This is a genomic window from Mesorhizobium sp. M0239 (genome assembly GCF_040321815.1).
Classification (GTDB): Bacteria; Pseudomonadota; Alphaproteobacteria; order Rhizobiales; family Rhizobiaceae; genus Mesorhizobium.
Genome location: NZ_JAMYSG010000037.1, coordinates 24,864 through 43,747, shown reverse-complemented (window position 1 = coordinate 43,747; position 18,884 = coordinate 24,864). Strand labels below are relative to the sequence as shown.

General features: G+C 62.7%; 20 protein-coding genes, 1 tRNA gene and 1 pseudogene. 7 read left to right on the top strand and 15 right to left on the bottom strand.

All coding sequences use genetic code 11. The annotated features are described in order from the left end of the window. From NKI99_RS29250 to NKI99_RS29225, 6 genes are all read right to left on the bottom strand, one after another. Complete coding sequence (locus NKI99_RS29250) at positions 1–321, bottom strand: hypothetical protein (RefSeq protein WP_031213427.1); 321 nt, start codon at positions 319–321, stop codon at positions 1–3. A gap of 121 nt (positions 322–442) precedes the next feature. Beyond that, the gene (locus NKI99_RS29245) at positions 443–700 is read right to left on the bottom strand and encodes a hypothetical protein (RefSeq protein ID WP_081734866.1); all 258 of its coding nucleotides are present in this window, start codon (positions 698–700) and stop codon (positions 443–445) included. 4 nt (positions 701–704) lie between these two features. Further along, on the bottom strand, positions 705–959 hold the full coding sequence (locus NKI99_RS29240; protein ID WP_023811699.1) for a hypothetical protein: 255 nt from the start codon (positions 957–959) through the stop codon (positions 705–707). A gap of 67 nt (positions 960–1,026) precedes the next feature. Then, positions 1,027–2,091, bottom strand: a complete 1,065-nt coding sequence (locus tag NKI99_RS29235; RefSeq protein WP_352613045.1) for a SagB/ThcOx family dehydrogenase — start codon at positions 2,089–2,091, stop codon at positions 1,027–1,029. 428 nt (positions 2,092–2,519) lie between these two features. Next, entirely contained in the window at positions 2,520–3,269 is a 750-nt protein-coding gene (locus tag NKI99_RS29230; RefSeq protein ID WP_128304096.1) for a helix-turn-helix domain-containing protein, read from the bottom strand. Positions 3,270–3,595: 326 nt separating this feature from the next. Beyond that, positions 3,596–3,671 (bottom strand) — tRNA-Ala (locus NKI99_RS29225). A 260-nt stretch (positions 3,672–3,931) separates the two neighbouring features. Between NKI99_RS29225 and NKI99_RS29220 the strand changes: the two genes are divergently transcribed. Together NKI99_RS29220 and NKI99_RS29215 are read left to right on the top strand one after the other, a co-directional pair. Next, the gene (locus NKI99_RS29220; protein ID WP_023811703.1) at positions 3,932–4,222 is read left to right on the top strand and encodes a YggT family protein; all 291 of its coding nucleotides are present in this window, start codon (positions 3,932–3,934) and stop codon (positions 4,220–4,222) included. 13 nt (positions 4,223–4,235) lie between these two features. Then, positions 4,236–4,553 carry a DUF167 family protein gene (locus NKI99_RS29215; protein ID WP_128304095.1) on the top strand — a complete coding sequence of 106 codons (318 nt, stop codon included), beginning with the start codon at positions 4,236–4,238 and terminating at the stop codon, positions 4,551–4,553. Positions 4,554–4,570: 17 nt separating this feature from the next. Here the strand turns inward: NKI99_RS29215 and NKI99_RS29210 are convergent, their stop codons facing one another. From NKI99_RS29210 to NKI99_RS29200, 3 genes are read right to left on the bottom strand one after another with little or no spacing between them, the layout of a single operon-like run. Beyond that, positions 4,571–5,452 carry a MurR/RpiR family transcriptional regulator gene (locus tag NKI99_RS29210; RefSeq protein ID WP_013528979.1) on the bottom strand — a complete coding sequence of 294 codons (882 nt, stop codon included), beginning with the start codon at positions 5,450–5,452 and terminating at the stop codon, positions 4,571–4,573. 10 nt (positions 5,453–5,462) lie between these two features. Beyond that, on the bottom strand, positions 5,463–6,530 hold the full coding sequence (locus NKI99_RS29205) for an ABC transporter ATP-binding protein (RefSeq protein WP_128304094.1): 1,068 nt from the start codon (positions 6,528–6,530) through the stop codon (positions 5,463–5,465). 2 nt (positions 6,531–6,532) lie between these two features. Further along, a complete protein-coding gene (locus NKI99_RS29200) occupies positions 6,533–7,267 on the bottom strand; it encodes an SDR family oxidoreductase (RefSeq protein WP_128304145.1) in 735 nt (244 codons plus the stop codon). A gap of 270 nt (positions 7,268–7,537) precedes the next feature. Here NKI99_RS29200 and NKI99_RS29195 point away from each other — a divergent pair, with 270 nt between their 5' ends. The 4 genes from NKI99_RS29195 (at position 7,538) to NKI99_RS29180 (ending at position 12,488) form a co-directional block, all read left to right on the top strand. Continuing rightward, entirely contained in the window at positions 7,538–8,770 is a 1,233-nt protein-coding gene (locus NKI99_RS29195) for an ABC transporter substrate-binding protein (RefSeq protein ID WP_128304093.1), read from the top strand. Between the two features lie 494 nt (positions 8,771–9,264). After that, positions 9,265–10,134 carry a carbohydrate ABC transporter permease gene (locus tag NKI99_RS29190; protein WP_023811708.1) on the top strand — a complete coding sequence of 290 codons (870 nt, stop codon included), beginning with the start codon at positions 9,265–9,267 and terminating at the stop codon, positions 10,132–10,134. Between the two features lie 11 nt (positions 10,135–10,145). Next, complete coding sequence (locus NKI99_RS29185) at positions 10,146–10,970, top strand: carbohydrate ABC transporter permease (protein ID WP_128304144.1); 825 nt, start codon at positions 10,146–10,148, stop codon at positions 10,968–10,970. 24 nt (positions 10,971–10,994) lie between these two features. After that, complete coding sequence (locus tag NKI99_RS29180; protein WP_128304092.1) at positions 10,995–12,488, top strand: M81 family metallopeptidase; 1,494 nt, start codon at positions 10,995–10,997, stop codon at positions 12,486–12,488. A 147-nt stretch (positions 12,489–12,635) separates the two neighbouring features. Here NKI99_RS29180 and NKI99_RS29175 read toward each other — a convergent pair whose 3' ends face one another. The 6 genes and pseudogenes from NKI99_RS29175 to NKI99_RS29150 form a co-directional block, all read right to left on the bottom strand. Further along, positions 12,636–14,690: a M3 family metallopeptidase gene (locus tag NKI99_RS29175; protein ID WP_352613043.1), complete on the bottom strand. Its 2,055-nt coding sequence runs from the start codon at positions 14,688–14,690 to the stop codon at positions 12,636–12,638. Between the two features lie 97 nt (positions 14,691–14,787). Further along, positions 14,788–15,222 carry a nuclear transport factor 2 family protein gene (locus NKI99_RS29170; protein WP_352613041.1) on the bottom strand — a complete coding sequence of 145 codons (435 nt, stop codon included), beginning with the start codon at positions 15,220–15,222 and terminating at the stop codon, positions 14,788–14,790. Beyond that, complete coding sequence (locus NKI99_RS29165; RefSeq protein ID WP_352613040.1) at positions 15,219–15,863, bottom strand: carbonic anhydrase; 645 nt, start codon at positions 15,861–15,863, stop codon at positions 15,219–15,221. Before NKI99_RS29165 ends, NKI99_RS29170 begins: the two co-directional genes overlap by 4 nt. 148 nt (positions 15,864–16,011) lie before the next feature. After that, positions 16,012–16,782 (bottom strand): annotated as a pseudogene (locus tag NKI99_RS29160) (DUF429 domain-containing protein). Continuing rightward, positions 16,779–17,663 (bottom strand): pyridoxal kinase PdxY, encoded by an 885-nt coding sequence (gene pdxY / locus NKI99_RS29155; RefSeq protein WP_352613038.1) that lies wholly within the window; start codon positions 17,661–17,663, stop codon positions 16,779–16,781. Before pdxY ends, NKI99_RS29160 begins: the two are co-directional and overlap by 4 nt. Positions 17,664–17,676: 13 nt before the next feature. Beyond that, positions 17,677–17,928 (bottom strand): hypothetical protein, encoded by a 252-nt coding sequence (locus tag NKI99_RS29150; RefSeq protein WP_352613036.1) that lies wholly within the window; start codon positions 17,926–17,928, stop codon positions 17,677–17,679. A 162-nt stretch (positions 17,929–18,090) separates the two neighbouring features. On the opposite strand from NKI99_RS29150, the gene NKI99_RS29145 reads away from it, so the two are divergent. After that, on the top strand, positions 18,091–18,729 hold the full coding sequence (locus tag NKI99_RS29145; protein WP_023811716.1) for a LemA family protein: 639 nt from the start codon (positions 18,091–18,093) through the stop codon (positions 18,727–18,729). Positions 18,730–18,884: the final 155 nt, after the last annotated feature.

The window sequence follows — 18,884 nt, the reverse complement described above, 5'->3', positions numbered from 1 at the left end:
TCAATAGGCCAGTGACAGGCTCAGGGCCTCGACCTGTTCAAGGTAGAAACGGCATTTCGTGCGCAAGGGCCCGAGGCCCGGGTCATCGGCGCCGTTGATCTCGACGGTCTGCATCATGAAGTCGAAATGGGCGTGGAAAGCGTCCACTGTACCCCAGAGACTGTCGGCCTGGCAGCTGTCGGCAATCGCCATCGAGACGAGTTGGCGGGCCTCGACCCGCGCGGCGTCAGGCGACGGCGGCCGCCTGGCGATCAAGACGTCGAGCCGGCTGAAAATGCTTTCCCTGGCATCGACGCTTCTGATGTTGGCTATCATGTTCATGTGCAGGTCCCCCTTGGCATTCCAGACGCGCAATAGGTTCCGGTCCGAAATTGAAAAACTGGTGATCAGAGCATTTTCAGCGGCGCCAATGAACGCGTCGCGTTTGGGCGGGCGACATGCATCAAGCTTGAGCGACCGACCGCCGGTCCTGCGGGCAGGATGCAATCAGGGCCGGGATGGCGGTTGCATCGGAGGGATGGCCCCTGATGATGTTGGCGACCTCGGCATCGGCCTGCTCGAACCAGTAGACCATGTCGGCGCGGCGCAGGTCCGTCGCGGCCTTCTTCAGCAAGGGCAGCAGGCTTTGCAACGCGCACAGTGTCTCCCACCGGTTTGGGGAGGTCGAGCCGGCCACCGCGCATGCGGCTGACGATTGCATGTCGCTACGCTCTCCGTGGCTGGACGGCCCGAGTGTCTTTTGCCTGCGCCTTGGGGTGCAGCGGGTTGCCGCTGAGCTGCGCATGCCTGGCCGGCCGTGCGCCGCGAAGAACGTCGAAGGCCTCTGCATAGGCCATGCCGAGCAGATAGGAGATCATCGGAAAACGGCTGGCTTCGGCCATTTGCACGAGCTCATTGGTCATCGACGAAATATATTGAAGACTATCGATTTCCGACTGGCGTAAGGATTGATTTGGCACGTGCTGCTCCTGTCTCTGGTTATACCTAGGGAACGCGTTACTGGCCGCGATGCACATAGTTGGTCGACTAATTGATGGATTGGCCCGCCGTCGAGGGATCTCTTTCCGGGGTCGAGAGGGTCAAGGCATAGATCGGTGCGTCGGTGAAACTGTCGAGACCAAGCAGCCGCTTGATCGCGGAATGACTGAGCGCGGCTGTCGGACATGCCGACAGGCCATGACTGGTCGCCGCCAGCATGATGTTCTGGCCGATATGGCCGGCCTCGATCAGCACGACACGATAGGCGTTGGCGTCCTCATATTTCCACATCGTGCGATCGAGCCTGGCGCAAAGCAGGACCAGGCACGGCATGGCGTCGGCCCACTCCTGTCCGCCGACCAGTTCGGAGATCTTCGGCAGATGGTTTGCAGAAATCCTGCCAAGGTCGTGATCCGCGGCGGAATAGTGATAGACACCGGGTTCGAGGCCATCGACGCCGAGCGCGACCACATAGGCCTCATAGGGATTTCGCGCGCCGCCTGAAGGGGTCATGCCGAGCGGCAGGGTGCCAACGCAATTGGCGGTCTCGCCGATGATGCCGAGCCCTGCGAACAGGCAATCGGAAAGCTGTTTGGCCGTGATGGTGGGCTGAGCCGCCGTGCGGTTGGTGCGGCGCCGCGCCATCAAGCTGAGAAGTTCATTGTCTTCCAGTGCATTCGGCAGCTGGATGGCGCCCGCGGAATTCTTGAGCATGAGGTTCGGCTGCGGCGTATGGCCGGCGCGTTCTATCTGCCGCTCTTCCGCTTGCTCGATGGTCATGTATTCGCTGTCCTGGACGCAGAAATGCATCAGCGCCGTCGGAAGCCCCCAACTCCATTGTCCTGAAAACTGTTCCTCCTGCTCGGCGAGAGGCGATCCGGCTGTGACCAGCGCGGAGAAATCGAGCAACTGGGGAACGACAGCCTTCAACTCGGACTTCGACCATCCATGGGCGCGGGCAATGTCCGCCGTCGATGCCCATTTGTCCCACGATGCGAGAAGGCCGACCATCTCGGGGCTGCATTCAAACACGCTTCTGGTCAGGAAGTTGCATGCCGTGACCTTGTTCGGTCCGGGGTAGAAAACAAGCGTTTTCGAAGAGCGCATTTTCATGAAGCTGGTTGCCATCTGCGGAGCCGAGGCGCCGACAAGCAAGACGCTCGTCGGCGCAGAACGGCTTCAGCGCTTGTTGTAGTGCATGCCCTGCGAAAAGAAGACGGTCTGCGTGCCGGCGGCAATCGTCAGCTTCGGAGCATTGGTCACTTTCTTGGCCATTTTCATCCCTTTCCTGACCCCGATTTGGGATCCGTTGAAAGACCCCCAGAACGGGATCCGCGTGAAGAAAGGTAAGGTCGGAAGAGTTAATGGTTTGTTAAAATTATAGTAAAACCACGAGCCTAAGACGGACCCGTGGATTATCTTTCCTGGCATTAAAGTGTAAAATATCGATTTTATTCAGATACAGAGTAGACAATCGTTGGCATACGCTTTATCGGCGTACGCTTATTCTTATTCGGCGTAAGACACGGCGATCCGAGGGGTTAGCCCAACCCGTCCCGGGTGAGGCTGACAACCAGTTGATCGACGCCCGGATCGTCGAGATTGATGACATGCGCCATGCTGATGGCATCCCTTCGGTGGATGTTGGCGATGTCGCGCCGCATGATGACGGACACGAATGCCGGGCCGGCCTCCGTCAGTAGCATGGCCTTGCCCATCAGCACCGGTTCGGAGATGGGAGCCCATTGCACGGAGATCAGCGACGGCTCCCCGGTCTGGCGGCGATTGATGCCGCTGAAATAAATCCAGTTCAGCCGCGAGATCGCCACGCCATAGTGATTGCCGCGCGCCCGTGCCCAGGTCGATCCCCGGCGCTCCGACCATCCGGTGACCCTTCGGAAGGTGACCAGTTCGGCTTCGCGCCGCACGAAGGTCACCGAGCGCATCAGGAGGTCTAGGCGGCCCGGGATCGAGAAATAGGTGAAATAGGTGCCGCCCGCGATCGAAGGACTGGGAGGGCGGATCATCTGGTTGAACAGGCTCTCGGACACCGGCGGCAAGCCACGCATCGCCGGCTCGGGTGCGCCGGGATCCTGGTACAGTTCGGCCTCGTCGATCCGAAAGTAATCGCATATCAGCTTGGCGGTGGCCTTGTTGGGAACGGTCTGCCCTTGCAGGTAGCGTTCGAACTGCGTGCGGTTGATGTGCAGCTCACGGCACACCGCACTTACGGAGGCATGTTCCTTGCATAGCCGTCTAAGGTTTACAGCGAGATTCTCGCGAATTGACACGTCTTTGCTTCCGCAGGCGGATTTTTCATTTCGACTCGAAATCGATATAGCGCCTCCGGTCGCCCCCGCCGAAACGCCCTGGTCACAACGCACAGAAAAACTGATTTGGTAACGTCAATTTAGTGGGGTGGTTTCCAAAAAAAACGGAAACAATCGGTGAGCGCTTCCGCCATAAGTCCAATTGACAAAAATTTTGCCGGATATTGCGAAATAGGCGATGTAGCGCGGCCTTTTAAGGTGCGCTGGGCACAGCAATGCTAACGCGGGGCAAGCCGGGACGAGCGTCGCGGACCGCATCTGGCGCGGAGAGTGGAGAATTATTCCACTGGTGGAGCTGAGGAGGATCGAACTCCTGACCTCGTCATTGCGAACGACGCGCTCTCCCAGCTGAGCTACAGCCCCGTCCAGCGGATGGGCGCATTTATCGGGCGCCGCGGTTTCCTGTCAAGGCGGAGGTTTGCCGAAATCCAGTGCCGTCAAGCGTCGAGTTGGCGCCGGCGGATAGCGGCCCTTGCCGGTTTTGTGTATTCGCGCCTTCGTTGGGGTGTCGGCGACATGCCGCCCTACAGGTCAGACCGAGCCGGTATTGGCGCCCCACAGAAAGGCGGCCCTTGCCGGTTTCGCGTGCAATGGCTACATGTCGGCAACAATTGGAGACCGGCATGCTCGCCCTCATTCAAACAATCGTCATGGCGCTTGACCTCTACTGGTGGATCATCATCGCCTCGGCGATCTTTTCCTGGCTCTACGCCTTCAACGTCGTCAATTCGAAGAACCAGTTCGTCGGCAGCATCGGCAACATGCTCTACCGGCTGACCGAGCCGGCGTTGCGGCCGATCCGCCGCTTCATGCCGGACCTTGGCGGCATCGACATCTCGCCGATCATCCTGCTTCTGATCCTGTTCTTCCTGCGGCAGTTTCTGCTCACCACGGTGGCGCCTCTGATCCTGTGAGCAGGATGACCTTATGAGCACGCCGTTTCGCCTGCGCGAAAACGGCGCCGAGTTGTTTGTCCGGCTGACGCCAAAGGCTGCGCTGGACAGGCTCGAAGGCTTCGAGGCCACGGCGGACGGGCGAAGCCATCTGAAAGCGCGCGTCCGCGCCGTACCGGAAAACGGCGACGCCAATCATGCGCTCGAAAAGCTGCTGGCCAAGGCTCTGGGCGTGCCCGGGTCCGCTGTCTCGGTTGTCGCCGGCGGCACCGCGCGGCTGAAGACCGTGCGCATTGAAGGCGATCCGGCGACGTTGGCGAATAGCATCGAGGCGCTCGGCCATCAGTCCTGATGTCCTTGCCGGAGGGTTCAATCGCCCAATGGCAAACGCGGATCGTCGACTTTCAACGTGTTCACGCTCTGCTTGATGCGGCGCAGATTTTCCAGAACCCTTGGTCCGCGCGTCTCGGCGACCGAGGTGACGATCATGTCGACGATCGACAGCAGCGCATAGCGCGACGATGTCGGCTTGTAGATATTGCCGTCCTCGAGCGACTGGAAATGGATGACCGTGTCGGCGACCTTGGCGAGTGCGGAGTCCGGCGGGGTGATGGCGATCGTGGTGGCGCCATATTGCTGGGCGACCTGCACCGCATCGATGACCGATCGCGCATAGCCGGAGACAGAGAAGGCGATCAGCGTGGTGTCAGGGGTGGCGACGGCGGCGTACATGCGTTGCAACTGTCCGTCGATCTGCGCCAGCACCGACACGCCAAGCCTGAACAGCCGGTTCTGCATTTCGGTCGCCATCATGGACGAAATGCCACCGGAGCCGATGCACAGCACATTACCGGAAACAGCGATGCGTGCGGCGACGGCGACCAGCGTCGTCATGTCGAGGTTTTCGCTGGCGCGCTGGATGGCCGATATCGCCGCTTCGGTGATGGCGGAAGCGATGCGCTGTTCGCGGGCATCGCGGCTCAACGGTTCCGGCGACAGATACTGGCCGCCGATGGCGATGGCCTGCGCCAGATAGAACTTGAAGTCGCGCAGGCCCTCGCAGCCGAGATTGCGGCAGAACCGCGTCACCGTTGGCTCACTGACGCCGACGCGGGCGGCAATTTCCGAGATCGCTGCCTTGGAGACGAAATCGAGGTCTGCCAAGACGAAGCCGGCCAGCTTGCGATCCGACTTCGTTCCGTCCTGCGACATCAGCTGCAGGCGCGTGATGATGTCGGCCGGCGTCTTCATGCTGCTATTTTCATAGAGGCAGCCCCGTCGCCTTGTCGAACAGATGGATGTTGCCGGGATCGACCGAGACCGGGAGCAGGTCTCCCGGCCTGACCGGCACCCTGTCACGGAACACGGCACGTACCGTATCAGCACCGATAGCGCCGTAGACATGGGTTTCGGAGCCGGTGGGCTCGACGACATCCACCCTGATCGCCATCGCGTCGACAGCCTCGCCGATGACAAAATGTTCGGGCCGGATGCCGGCCTCCACCGCACTGCCCGCCGGCACCTGTTTGCCGGCAAGCGCAAGCCGCCCGCCACCGGCCGACTCGAACCAGCTTTTCTCAGATGATGTCTTGAGCGAACCCGACACAAAGCTCATCGACGGTGAGCCGAGGAAGGAGGCGACGAACTTGTTGGCCGGGTGGTCATAGAGCTCCAGCGGCGCCCCGACCTGCTGGATCCTGCCCCGGTCCATCACGACGATGCGGTCGGCCATGGTCATGGCTTCGATCTGGTCGTGGGTGACATAGACGATCGTCGATTTCAGCCGCTGGTGCAGCGCCTTGATCTCGACGCGCATCTGCACGCGCAGTTGCGCGTCGAGGTTGGACAAGGGCTCGTCGAACAGGAACACCGACGGCTCGCGCACGATGGCGCGGCCCATGGCGACGCGCTGACGCTGGCCGCCCGACAGCTGGCGGGGGTAGCGGTCGAGATAGGAGAAGAGATTGAGGACGCCGGACGCCTTCTTGACCTTCTCGTCGACCACGGTGCGCGCCTCGCCGCGTATCTTCGGACCAAAGCCGATATTGTCCGACGCCTTCAGATGCGGGAACAGCGCATAGGACTGGAACACCATGGCAATGTTGCGCTGCTGCGGCGGCAGCGCGTTGGCGCGCACGCCGCCGATCAACAGGTCGCCGGAGGTGATCGTCTCCAGGCCGGCCAGCATGCGCAGCAAGGTCGACTTGCCGCAGCCGGACGGGCCGACCAGGACGACGAACTCGCCGCTCTTGATATCGAGGCTGATGTTCTCGAGGATCTTGTGCTGCCCGAAGGATTTCGACAGGTCGCGGAACTCGACGTCGGTCATGCTCACGCTCCCAATATGTCGTCGATGAAGGGCAGGCAGCCGGCGGTCAGTCCCGCGTCCACGGGCATCACCACGCCTGTTATTCCCGATGCGCGATCGGACGCAAGGAAGGCGACGGCTTCCGCGACTTCCGCAGCGTTGACGATGCGGCCGAGCGGATAGAGCCGCTGCAATTTGCCGAGGATTTCGGGATCCTTGGCAAGGCGGTGGTCCCAGGCGGCGGTCCGGATCGATCCCGGGCAGACGACATTGGCGCGCAGGCCGCTGCGGCCGAGCTCGACGGCGATCGCCTTGGCATAGGCGTTGATGCCGGCCTTGGCCGCGGCATAGGCCGGATTGCCGAAATGCGCGATGGCGTTGACAGAGGAGATGAAGACGACGCTGCCCGAGCCGCGGCTAGCCATCGCCTTGACCAGTGGATCGGCGAAATTCATCACGCCGGTCAGGTTGAGGTCGAGTTCCTGCTCTATTCTGTCGGGATCGAGCGCCGAAATCGTCTCGGCGCGCGTCCAGCCGGCATTGTTGACGAGAATGTCGGGCACGCCATCCCGGTCGAGGATCGCGGCGACCGCCGTCGCTATCGATGCCTTGTCGAGAAGATCGAAGACATGGCGGGAGGCAAGGTGCGGACTGTTCAGCGCCTCGCTTGACTGATCGCAGCCAACGACCCGGGCGCCCCTTTGCGCCATCAGCGCCACAATGGCCGTGCCGAGGCCGCCGCCAGCACCCGTCACCACGACAGTCTTGCCCTCGAACTCGGTCCTGCCTTCGAACTTGGCCCTGCCTTCGAACTCGGCCCTGCCTTCGAACTCGGATTGCGAAACCACCGTGCGTCATCCTCCGGGAGTTCTGACAGATCGCATAAGGCCTAGGCCTGTAAATGTAATTAAGCAACAGGATAATCTTCTTGCAAGCCTTCAAATCATCGATAATGTAGGAAAGTCACATAATCTTCTGCTCCGGCAACGAAGAGGCGCGCAGGCGCAAAATCAAATGGGAGAGATCAAATGAGCCTTGCAAAATGGACTGTCGGCCTGATGGCCGGAATGAGCATGCTGGCAATTGCGGCGCAGGCGGATGCGGGCGAGGTGCGGGTCACCGTGGCCGAGTACAGCGCCAAGACTGCTCCCTATTTCGCCGACGTCAAGAAGGAATTCGAGGCGGCGAACCCCGGCATCACCGTCAAGTTCGAAGTGGTGCCGTGGGATGTGCTGCTGCAGAAGCTGACCACCGACATCACCGCCGGCACCAATGCCGATCTGTCGATCATCGGCACGCGCTGGCTGATCGACTTCGTCCAGCAGGATGTCGCCGAACCGCTCGACGGCTACATCAAGCCCGACTTCAAGGACCGCTTCATCGATACCTTCCTGTCGCCCTCGATCATGGACGGCACGACCTACGGCCTGCCGATCGCGGCCTCGGCGCGCGCCATGTACTACAACAAGGAGCTGTTCGAGAAAGCCGGTATCGCAAAGCCGCCGGCAACCTGGACCGAGCTGCAGGAAGATGCGCGCAAGATCAAGGCGCTGGGGTCGGGCACGTTCGGCTTTGGCCTGCAGGGCAAGGAGATCGAGACCGACGTCTATTACTATTATGCGATGTGGTCGCAGGGCACCGAGATCCTCAACAAGGACGGCACTTCGGGCCTGAGCACGCCAGGTGCGCTTGAAGCCGCCAAGCTCTACAAGTCGATGATCGACGAAGGCCTGACCGAACCCGGCGTCACCTCCAACAACCGCGAGGACGTGCAGAACCTGTTCAAGCAGGGCAAGGTCGGAATGATGATCACCGCACCGTTCCTGTCCAACCAGATCAAGGACGAGGCGCCGAATCTGAAATACGGTGTGGCGGCCATTCCCGCTGGACCGACCGGCGCGCGCGGCACTTATGGCGTGACCGATTCCATCATCATGTTCAAGAACTCCAAGAACAAGGACGAAGCCTGGAAGCTGCTCGATTTCCTGTTCACCACGGAGCAGCGCGCCAAGTTCACGCAAGGCGAAGGCTTCCTGCCGGTGAACAAGGAAGAGGCCAAGATGGACTACTACGTCAACAATGCCGATCTGGCGGCGTTCACCGCGCTCCTGCCCGACGCCCGCTTCGCGCCGGTCATTCCGGGCTGGGAGGAGGTCGCCCAGATCACGTCGGACGCCATGCAGAAGATCTATCTCGGCGGCGACCCCGAGGCGGGCTTGAAGGAAGCGGCGGCGAAGGCCAACACCGTGCTGAAGAAATAGGGGCCGTGCTGAAGAAATAGGGCGTATCTCCCTGCGCCCGTGGCGCGCTCCGCTCAGGCGGGCGCGCCACATCTTGCAGACTTGAGCAGAAGGACAGTTCGTCGATGTCAGCGCCACCCCAGCCAGGTTCCTTTCCTCTCCCTCCGGAGGGGGGAGAGGTGGCTCGGCGAAGCCGAGACGGAGTGGGGGAACCACCTGGCAACCGCCGCGTACGGACATAGGAAGGGCACTAGGCGCAAGCATAAGCCTCGCCTTGCGTCTAAAGGTCGACCCCCACTCCGTCGAGCTTCGCTCGACACCTCTCCCCCGATCGACGGGGGAGAGGAAGGACCCCTTTCCGCAACTGCTGCGGAGGACGGGCAGGCAGGTGAGGGGCGCGCCGACGGTTACAAGGAATCCTGAAGCGGTGCCTTGAGAAGAACGAGGCGGGTTAAGTCAATCTCTTAAGCCAGCGCAATCCAATCTCCACCCGCAACACGGTACAAAGCCAGCCGATGCAAAATCGCTTCTTGCCCTATCTCCTGACCTTGCCCAGCCTGTTTCTGGCGGCGGTGGTCATCTTCTGGCCGGTCTGGGACCTGATCCAGATCTCGACGCATGAGGTCAGCCGCTTCGGCCAGCTTCGCGACTTCAACGACTTCGCCAATTTCGCGGCACTCGCTGCCGATCCCGATTTCACGGCCGCGCTCTGGCGCACCGGCCAATGGACGGTGATGGTGGTCGGCGGCGCGCTTCTCTTGTCGATCCCGGTGGCGATGATCCTCAACACCGATTTCTATGGCCGCGGCATCGCTCGCGTCATCATCATGCTGCCCTGGGCGGTGTCGCTGACCATGACCGCGGTGGTCTGGCGCTGGGCGCTGAGTGGCGAAAGCGGCATGCTGAATTCGGCGCTGATCGGCCTCGGCCTCATCGACCATAACATCCAGTGGCTGGCGAGCGCGGAGACCGCTTTTCCGATGCAGGTTCTGATCGGCATCCTGGTGACGGTGCCGTTCACGACGACGATCTTCCTCGGCGGCTTGTCGTCGATCCCGGACGACCTCTACGAGGCGGCGGCGCTCGAAGGAGCGACGCCGCTGCAGCAGTTCCGCGAGATCACCTTTCCGCTCCTGAAACCGTTCATCAACATCGCCATCGTGCTCAACACCATCTATGTCTTCAATTCCTTCCCGATCATCTGGGTGATGACGCAAGGCGGGCCGGCCAACTCGACCGACATCCTGGTCACCCATCTCTACAAGCTGGCCTTCCGCATCGGCAAACTGGGTGAGGCATCGGCGGTGTCGCTGGTGATGTTCGCCATATTGCTGGTCTTCACCATGATCTATGTGCGGCTGGCAATGCGGGAGCAACGCACATGACAAATCGGCTCATGACGGGCAAGCTGAAGCGCTCCATCATCGCCTGGCTGCTGCTGGCGCCGCTGATCGTGGTGACGCTATTTCCCTTCGCGGTGATGTTTCTGACCGCGGTCAAGCCGAGGCAGGAAGTGCTGTCGCCGACCTGGTGGCCGAGCGAATTCCGCTGGTCCAACTTCTCCGACATGTGGGTGGCGACCGGCTTTGGCCAGGCGTTGCTCAATTCGCTCTATGTGTCTGTGATCGCCACAGTCGGCGCCATCCTGATCTCGGTTCCGGCGGCCTATGCGATGTCGCGCTTCCGCTTTGCCGGCTACGGCGCCTTGCGCCAGTTCCTGCTGATTTCGCAGATGATCTCGCCGATCGTGCTGGTGCTTGGCCTGTTCCGGCTGATGGCGGCCTGGGGCCTGGTCGAGAGCACGACGGCGCTCGGCTTCATCTACATGGCCTTCAACGTCGCCTTCACGGTGTGGATGCTGCAGAGCTATTTCGACACCATTCCGCGCGATCTCGAGGAGGCGGCCTGGATGGAAGGCGCCGGCCGCTGGCTGACCTTGCGCAAGGTGTTCCTGCCGCTCTGCCTGCCGGCGATCGCGGTGACGGCGATCTTCACCTTCATCAATGCCTGGAACGAATTCGTCGTGGCGCTCACCATGTTGCGCAGCCAGGAAAGCTACACGCTGCCGATCCAGGTGTTCTCGCTGGTCGCCGGCCGCTACACCATCGAATGGCATCACGTCATGGCCGCCACGCTGCTGGCGACCTTGCCGGTGGCCATCCTGTTCATCTGGCTACAGCGTTATCTCGTTCGCGGGCTGGCGCTCGGAGCGGTCAAGTAGCCGCTATCTTTCTACGGAGCTTTCATGCGCATCTTCACCGCCTCGCTGGCGACGGAAACCAACACCTTCTCGCCGGTGCCGACCGATAGGGCCTCGTTCGAGATGGCCTTCTATGCCGGGCCCGGCAAACATCCGGACACGCCGACGCTGTGCTCCTCGCCGATGGTGGCGCTGCGCCGGCGGGCAGCGGCCGAAGGCCTTGATGTCATCGAGGGCACCGCCACCTGGGCGGAGCCCGGCGGTCTGGTGCAACGGCAGACCTATGAGGCGTTGCGCGACGAGATCCTTGGCCAGCTCGAGGCAGCGCTGCCGGTCGAGGCTGTCATCCTCGGCCTGCATGGCGCCATGGTGGCGCAAGGCTATGACGACTGCGAAGGCGACCTGCTCGAGCGGGTTCGCGCAATGGTCGGGCCGGAGGTGGTGATCGCCGTGGAACTCGATCCGCACAGCCATCTGACACCGAAGCGCGTGGCGGCCTCCGACATCCTCGCCTACTTCCTCGAATTTCCGCACACCGATTTCTATGAGCGCGGCGAACACGTCGTCGAGCTTGGGCTTGCGGCGGCGAGGGGCGAGATCAAGCCGGTCATCTCGACCTTCGATTGCCGCATGATCCAGGTGCTGCCGACCAGCCGCGAGCCGATGCGATCTTTCGTCGACCGGATCAAGGCGCTGCACGGCAAGGACGGCGTGCTGTCGGTCTCCGTCATCCACGGCTTCATGGCGGCCGACGTGGCCGAGATGGGCACGCGCATCCTGGTCGTCACCGACAATGACAAGGCCAAGGGCGACGCGCTGGCGGCACGGCTCGGGCGGGAACTCTATGCGCTGCGGGAAAAGACGGCGATGACGATGCTGAGCGCCACCGACGGCATCGACCGAGCGTTGGCCGTGCGCGGCAAGAATCCGGGCAAGCCGGTGGTCATCGCCGACATCTGGGACAATCCCGGCGGCGGCGTTCCCGGCGACGGCACCTTCGTGCTGCGCCAGATGCTGGCGCGGGGCTTGGACAGGTTCGCCGTGGCGACGATCTGGGACCCGATCGCGGTCACCTTCTGCCTGGCGGCGGGCGAAGGCGCGGTCATCGATCTGCGCTTCGGCGGCAAGGCCGGTCCGCAGGCCGGCGAGCCGATCGACGCGCGCGTGCGCGTGCTGAAGGCGGTTGCGGAGGGTTGGCAGAGTTTCGGGCCAAGCCGGGTGACGCTCGGGCCGACGGCGCTGGTCCGCCTCGAAGGCACCGAGGTCGACATCATCCTCAACACCAATCGCACGCAGACCTTCGAGCCGGATATCTTTTCCAACATCGGCGTCGATCCGCTGGCCAAGGACGTGTTGCTGATCAAGTCGACCAACCATTTCTACGCCGGCTTCGAGCCGATCGCCGCCGAGATCATCTATGTCTCGGCGCCAAGTTCGTATCCCAGCAATCCGGCGGTGACCGATTACAAGAAGCTGACGCGGCCGGTGTGGCCAAGGGTGGCTGACCCTTGGAAGGATGCTGGTAATCTCCCCCCTTGAGGGGGAGATGTCGCCGAAGGCGACAGAGGGGGTCGTCTCTCGTGAAGCGCCAACCTTCTTCTGCCGCGGGAGGTCGAGCCCGGTCGGACCGACCCCCTCTGGCCGCTTCGCGGCCATCTCCCCCTCGAGGGGGGAGATTATTCGGTGCTATACCAGCCCGCGCTTGACCATCATCGCTTCCGGCGACGGCATCTTGCCGCGAAACGCCGTGTAAAGCTCCTCCGGATCCTTCGAACCGCCGGCGGCGTAGATGTTCTTGCGCAGCCGCTCGGCGAGCGCCGGGTTGAAGGGGTCTCCGGTTTCTTCGAAGGCAGCGAAGGCATCGGCGTCGAGCACTTCCGACCACATGTAGGAATAGTAGCCGGCCGAATAGCCTTCGCCGGAAAAGACATGGCCGAAATGCGGGGTGCGGTGACGCATGGCTATAGTGTCCGGCATATGCAGGTTTGCAAGCGTTTCGGCTTCGAAACGAAGCGGCGCTTCAGGCGCGTCCGCCCGCGCGTGATAGGCCATGTCCATCAAGGCGGAGGCGGTGAACTCTACTGTTGCAAAGCCGGCGCCAAAAGTCCGCGCGGCCAGCATCTTGTCGAGCAGCGCCTTGGGCATCGGCTTGCCGGTCTTGACGTGCAGCGCATGTTTTTCCAGCACCGCCGGCACGGTCAGCCAATGCTCATAAAGTTGCGAGGGCAATTCGACGAAATCGCGGCTGACCGAGGTGCCCGCTACCGACGGCCAGGTGACGTCGGTCAGCATGCCGTGCAGCGCATGGCCGAACTCGTGGAACAGCGTTTTGGCCTCATCGACCGACAGCAGAGCCGGCTCGCCCACCGGCGGCTTGGCGAAGTTCATGATGTTGTAGATCACCGGCTTCGAGCCGTGGCCGAGCCTATAGCCGGATTGCAGCGCGCTCATCCAGGCGCCGGAGCGCTTTGACGGCCGCGCGAAATAGTCGGCCAGGAACAGGCCGCGCTCGCTGCCATCGGCATTCTTCACCACGAAGACGCGGGCATCCGGATGCCAGGCCGCGATGCCCTTTTTCTCTTCGAAGGTGATGCCGAACAACCGTGTCGCTACATCGAAGCAAGCGTCGATGATGCGGTCGAGCTGCAAATAGGGCTTCAGTTCCGCCTCGTCGAAGGCGAATTTTTCCGCGCGCAGTTTCTCTTGGTAGAAACGCCAGTCCCAGGCAGCGAATTTTTCGTTGCTGCCGGCCTCCGTCGCCAACCGTTGCAATTCGATCTGGTCGCTTGCTGCCTTCTCAAGCGCTTTTTCCCACACCGGATCGAGCAGCGCGTGCACGGCCTTCGGCGTCTTGGCCATGGTGTCATCGAGCTTCAGCGCGGCGAAGGAGGCGTAGCCGAGCAGCTTTGCCTTCTCGGCGCGCAGGCGCAGCATGTCGCGCACCACGTTCGTATTGTCGGTGGCGCCGCCATTCTGGCCACGCATGGTGAAGGCGCGGAAGGCGATCTCGCGCAGATCGCGGCGTTCGGAGAAGGTCGAGAACGGCTCGTAGATCGAGCGCGACAGGGTGACGGCATAGCGGCCCTTCTGGCCACGCATTTCGGCGGCCTCGGCCATGGAGCTTTTCACGAAATCCGGCAGGCCGATAAGGTCGGCTTCATCGAGAAACAGCGCCCAGTCGCGCTCGTCGGCCAGAACATTCTGGCCGAAAGCCGTGCCGAGCGAGGACAATTCCTCGCTGATGCTTGCCAGCCGTTTCTTGCCGTGGGCATCGAGCTTGGCGCCGGAACGGACGAAGCCCTTCCAGGTCTTTTCCAGCACCCGCAGGGTCTCTGCGTCGAGCTTCAGGCTCTCGCGGCGCTGGTAGAGATCGTCGATGCGGGCAAACAGCCGCTCATTCATCGAAATCGCCGAGAAATGCCTGGACATTTTCGGCGAGATGTCGCGCTCCAGCGCCTGGATCGTCTCGTTGGTGTAGGCGCCGGCGCGGCACCAGAAGATCGACGAGACGCGGTCGAGCGCTTCGCCGCCGAGTTCCAGCGCGGCAAGCGTGTTCTCGATGGTCGGCGCATCCTTGCAGCCGGCGATCGCCTCGATCTCGGCCTCGTGCGCCTTCAGCGCCGCGTCGAAGACCGGGGAGAAGTCGCCGTCGCCAATGCGCGTGAAATCGGGCAGGCCGAGCGGCCCTTGCCACGCGGTCAGCGGATGGGCGGCGAGGTCGACGGCTTTCGTGGAAGGCATGGACAGTCTTTCGCTGGTGAGGGCAGGCAGGTGGGTGGTACCCGATGTAGGGCGCGGCTGGCGGGCCCGCAATATGCCGATTTGGCCGAGATCGGCCTCAGAAGCCGTCGCAGTTCCCGGCGATCGTGGCTTGCGAACTGGCGGTGATGCGGTTGTCGATTACCGCGAAGGTTTCGTGCATCAGCATGTCGTTGTTGGGGAAATCGTAGCAGGCGACCACCGTGGTGACGCCGCCTTCGCTTTTCTCGACCCTGTGCCGGATTGCCGCACCGGCAACCGCACCTTTCCACTCGTCGATCGAAGCGATGAATTCCTGCTTGCTTTGCACGATGCCGAGGTCGTCCAGCTTGATGCGGACATCGTCGGCGAGCAGGTCGGACAGTTCGGTGCGGTCGGCGACCAGCAGCGCCGAATACCAGCGGCTGATGAGAGCACGATCATCGGCGCGGGCGGCAATAATCGCTATCAGCAGCGCGGCCGCCGTCAAAGCGGCCGACCTGATGTTCACCACCTTGCGCGCCGCTGTGTTCATCCCAGCTCCGGCCGTTCGAAATCGCCGGTCTCCTTGTTCATCGTCCAGAGTTCGCCGGTCGAGATATCGAACCAGGCCCCATGCAGCGACAGTCGCCCCTTGCCCTCGAGAATCGAGACGCAGGGAAAGGTCCGGAGATTGGCGATGGAATAGCGGATCGAGATGCGCTCCAGCGCGGTCTGGCGCTCCGACGCGGTCATGAAGGTGCTGGAGGAGACGGTTTCGGCCGCCGGCGCGATCAGGCTCATCCACTTGCCGATGAAGTCGCCCGGCGAAAGCGGCGCTGAATTGGTGTCGAGCGCTGCACGGATGCCGCCGCAGCGGCCATGGCCCATGACGACGATGTTCTTGACCTTGAGGCTCTGCACGGCGAATTCAAGCGCCGCCGAGGTCGAATGGAACTCGCCGTCGGGAGCATAGGGCGGCACCAGATTGCCGACATTGCGCAGCACGAAGAGTTCGCCGGGCCCGGCGTCGAAGATCGCCTCGGGCGCCGAACGCGAATCGCAGCACGCGACGATCATCGTCTCCGGCGCCTGGCCTTCCCGAGCGAGATCGCGATAGCGCCCGCTCTCTGTGAGATAGCGGCCATTCATGAAATTGCGGTAGCCGGCGATAAGATGTTCAGGGAGATGGGACATGGGCGGCGTCTGGAGCCTTTCCGGGTTGGATGCGGCAGCTCGTTGCGGTCTAGAGAGGCTCTAGCGGCAAAAGCCGGTCGCGAGCAATGCAGAATTATGAGGGCTGGCTAGAAATGCCATGCATCGAGCGCAACCTTGGCCAACAGCGTTACGCCCAGATGGCGACAGGAATGCCAAAGCTGTCGCGGCCCGGCGGGTCGGGCAGCGGCCGTGCCTCCCCGCTGGCGATGCGACCGGCGATCAGCATCATTGCGGCCGCGTCGAGGAAATCATCGGCGGCTGCGCCGCGCGGTGGCGGCTGGTCGAGAAAGCCCGTCTCATAGCCATGCCGGCAAAGCAGAGCCTTGCGTTCCGCCATGCCGGCCGGATTGATGCTGCCCTTGATCTTCTTCGGCAGTTGCATGGCCTGATCGCCGTTCAAGCGGCAGAAAGCGACTTCCGGATGCGATTCGTAGACGCGGCCGCGCAAATCGGGTCGCGCGATCAGCAGGGCGTCGATCTCGCGAATCTAGGCAAAAATGCCGAAGGCCTGGATCGAGACGCCACGCGGCGGGTCGGATGTGGTCATGGCCACCTCGCTTGCCCTGATGTGCGCGGCATACCAGGCTTCGATGGTGGTGAAGCCGTTGGTGTCGGCATAGAGCGCGGCGCGGGAGGGGATCGAGAAGACGCTGGATTGGCGGGCCCCAAGCAACGGCCGCACCAGCGCCTCCGGTCCGCGACCGCCCTTGCTGGAAAATTCGGGCAGGCCGATCGGCATGTCGACAGCGATGACGACCTCGTCGGGGAGTGAGGCAAGCAGGGCTGTGAAGGTGGCAAAGACAGCGACGGAAGGTGCCGAACCGGGAGTGCGCCTGACAGAAATCCAGCCGGCTTTGCAGCCGTCGACGCCGACCAGCACAGCCTCGGTCGATGTCACGCCCGGCGGCCCCGCCCCGGATGTGTGAGGTGGCGAAGCTGGACCATCGCCATCGGATGCGACAGGCTCTGCGCATCGGTTTCGAGCTGCAGTTCGTCGCCGCCGCGCTTGGCGGTGCGCGCCAGGATCTCGTAGACCGCCGCCGTCGTCGATTGCAGCGCCTTGATCGGCGGCTGGCCGGACAGAATACGTGCCAGATAGACGGCCGCCGTCAGATCGCCCAGGCCATTCGGCGGCTTGTCGATCAGGCGATGTTCGGCGAGCAGCGCCTGGCTGCTATCGAGCAGCAGATTGCCGGTGCCGCCCGTCATCATCGACGGCGCCGAGGTGACCAGCATGGTCGATGGCCCGGCGTCGAGTGCGGCCGCGATCACCGATTTCAGGTCGGGCAACGCGGCGCCGGCCATCCACTCCAGTTCGTAGCGGTTGGGGGTGGCTATGTCGGCGATCGGCATCAGCCGGTCGCGCATGGCTATGGCGGTGGGCTCGGGCACATAGAGGCCGCCCGAATCACCCATCACCGGATCGCAGATATAGACGGCGCCGGGCGTCCTTACTTTCACCGCGGCGACCAGCGAAGCGACGGCCTCGGCCTGGCCGGCCTCGCCGAGATAGCCGGACAACACGGCGCCGACCTCACCCAGCCATGGCGCCCGCTCGAGATCGGCCATCAGCGCCTTGAACTGGTCGAGCGGCGGCACGATGCGCGTTGCCCGGCCATGGCCGGGATGCCAGGGCAGGATGACGGTCGGCACCGCCCAGACAGGGAAACCCAGGGTCTCCAGCGCAAAGACGGCGGCACGGTTGCCGACCGAACCGCGCGCGACATGGCTGGAAATGACGATGACCGCACGCGGCGCGTCGGTTTGTTCGGCGCTCATTGTCGTTTGATTCCTAACTGCCCCGGATGACGTAAAGCACGAGCCAGACCATCAGGCCCAGCGCCAGCAGCAGGCCGAGCGTGCGGCCAAAGCGGGTGCCCCAGACCTCGATCGGATCGGCACGATCGGCATCGGCCGCAGTGACGTGATCGTGCATGCCTTTCCCGGCCCGCGACACAAACGAGTTGCCGGCCGGATCCGTCTCGTGCGCGATGCGCTCGAGGATACGGCGCGATTCCTTCTCGCTGTCCTGGTGCTCCGCCATGATGATGTCCCGTTTTGCAGGACCTTATCGCGTTCGTACGGCCAATCACAGAGCCTTGCAGCGGCATTGGGCATGCCAGGCGAGGGCTGCCGGCCCGGGCGGTTTTCTTGCGCGCTGATTGTGGTAATGCTTCGCGTGCAACTTCTACCGAGGGACCCCATCATGTTTGCCCAGCGCCTTGCCTCGCCGTCCACGTTCCGCACGCTGCCCGCCTTCCTGATGATGGCGATCGTGCTGCCGCTGCTTGCCGGCTGCGGCTACAACACCATCCCCACAGCGGAAGAAAACGCCAGGGCGGCATGGAGCGAGGTGCTGAACCAGTATCAGCGCCGCGCCGACCTCATCCCCAACCTGGTCGAGACGGTGAAGGGTTATGCCTCGCACGAAAAGGATACGCTCGACGCGGTGGTCGAGGCACGCGCCAAGGCAACGCAGATCACGGTAACACCGGAAACGCTGAAGGATCCCGAAGCCCTCAAGAAGTTTCAGGATGCCCAGGCGGGGCTGACCAGCGCGCTGTCGCGGCTGATCGCGGTCTCGGAGGCCTATCCCGACCTCAAGGCCAATCAGAATTTCCTGGCGCTGCAAGCCCAGCTCGAAGGCACCGAGAACCGCATCGCGGTGTCGCGGCGCGACTACATCCAGGCGGTCAGGGACTACAATCTGACGCTGAGGACCTTTCCCTCGGTGCTGTGGGCGACCTTCTGGTTCCGCGGCAACGAGCCCTTTGCCAATTTCACCGTCGCCGAAGACAAGATGCAGCCGCCGAAGGTCGATTTCGGCACGAAGCAGGGCGGGTGAAGGACGCATGGTGAGCTTGGTCATTGTCGACCTTGTGTTCCTTCACACCCCCCTCTGTCCTGCCGGACATCTCCCCCGCAAGGGGGGAGATCGGCTGCTTTGGCGGATTGGCCAATTTTCAACATCACAGGAAAAGAGCCGTCAGTGAAGACAGC

Excerpts from the sequence above, each read along its gene's own strand:
- NKI99_RS29250 (WP_031213427.1), bottom strand. The coding sequence starts at position 321 with ATGAACATGATAGCCAACATCAGAAGCGTCGATGCCAGGGAAAGCATT.
- NKI99_RS29245 (WP_081734866.1), bottom strand. The coding sequence starts at position 700 with ATGCAATCGTCAGCCGCATGCGCGGTGGCCGGCTCGACCTCCCCAAAC.
- NKI99_RS29235 (WP_352613045.1), bottom strand. The coding sequence starts at position 2,091 with ATGAAAATGCGCTCTTCGAAAACGCTTGTTTTCTACCCCGGACCGAAC.
- NKI99_RS29220 (WP_023811703.1), top strand. The coding sequence starts at position 3,932 with ATGCTCGCCCTCATTCAAACAATCGTCATGGCGCTTGACCTCTACTGG.
- NKI99_RS29215 (WP_128304095.1), top strand. The coding sequence starts at position 4,236 with ATGAGCACGCCGTTTCGCCTGCGCGAAAACGGCGCCGAGTTGTTTGTC.
- NKI99_RS29210 (WP_013528979.1), bottom strand. The coding sequence starts at position 5,452 with ATGAAGACGCCGGCCGACATCATCACGCGCCTGCAGCTGATGTCGCAG.
- NKI99_RS29205 (WP_128304094.1), bottom strand. The coding sequence starts at position 6,530 with ATGACCGACGTCGAGTTCCGCGACCTGTCGAAATCCTTCGGGCAGCAC.
- NKI99_RS29195 (WP_128304093.1), top strand. The coding sequence starts at position 7,538 with ATGAGCCTTGCAAAATGGACTGTCGGCCTGATGGCCGGAATGAGCATG.
- NKI99_RS29190 (WP_023811708.1), top strand. The coding sequence starts at position 9,265 with ATGCAAAATCGCTTCTTGCCCTATCTCCTGACCTTGCCCAGCCTGTTT.
- NKI99_RS29185 (WP_128304144.1), top strand. The coding sequence starts at position 10,146 with ATGACGGGCAAGCTGAAGCGCTCCATCATCGCCTGGCTGCTGCTGGCG.
- NKI99_RS29180 (WP_128304092.1), top strand. The coding sequence starts at position 10,995 with ATGCGCATCTTCACCGCCTCGCTGGCGACGGAAACCAACACCTTCTCG.
- NKI99_RS29175 (WP_352613043.1), bottom strand. The coding sequence starts at position 14,690 with ATGCCTTCCACGAAAGCCGTCGACCTCGCCGCCCATCCGCTGACCGCG.
- NKI99_RS29170 (WP_352613041.1), bottom strand. The coding sequence starts at position 15,222 with ATGAACACAGCGGCGCGCAAGGTGGTGAACATCAGGTCGGCCGCTTTG.
- NKI99_RS29165 (WP_352613040.1), bottom strand. The coding sequence starts at position 15,863 with ATGTCCCATCTCCCTGAACATCTTATCGCCGGCTACCGCAATTTCATG.
- pdxY (WP_352613038.1), bottom strand. The coding sequence starts at position 17,663 with ATGAGCGCCGAACAAACCGACGCGCCGCGTGCGGTCATCGTCATTTCC.
- NKI99_RS29150 (WP_352613036.1), bottom strand. The coding sequence starts at position 17,928 with ATGGCGGAGCACCAGGACAGCGAGAAGGAATCGCGCCGTATCCTCGAG.
- NKI99_RS29145 (WP_023811716.1), top strand. The coding sequence starts at position 18,091 with ATGTTTGCCCAGCGCCTTGCCTCGCCGTCCACGTTCCGCACGCTGCCC.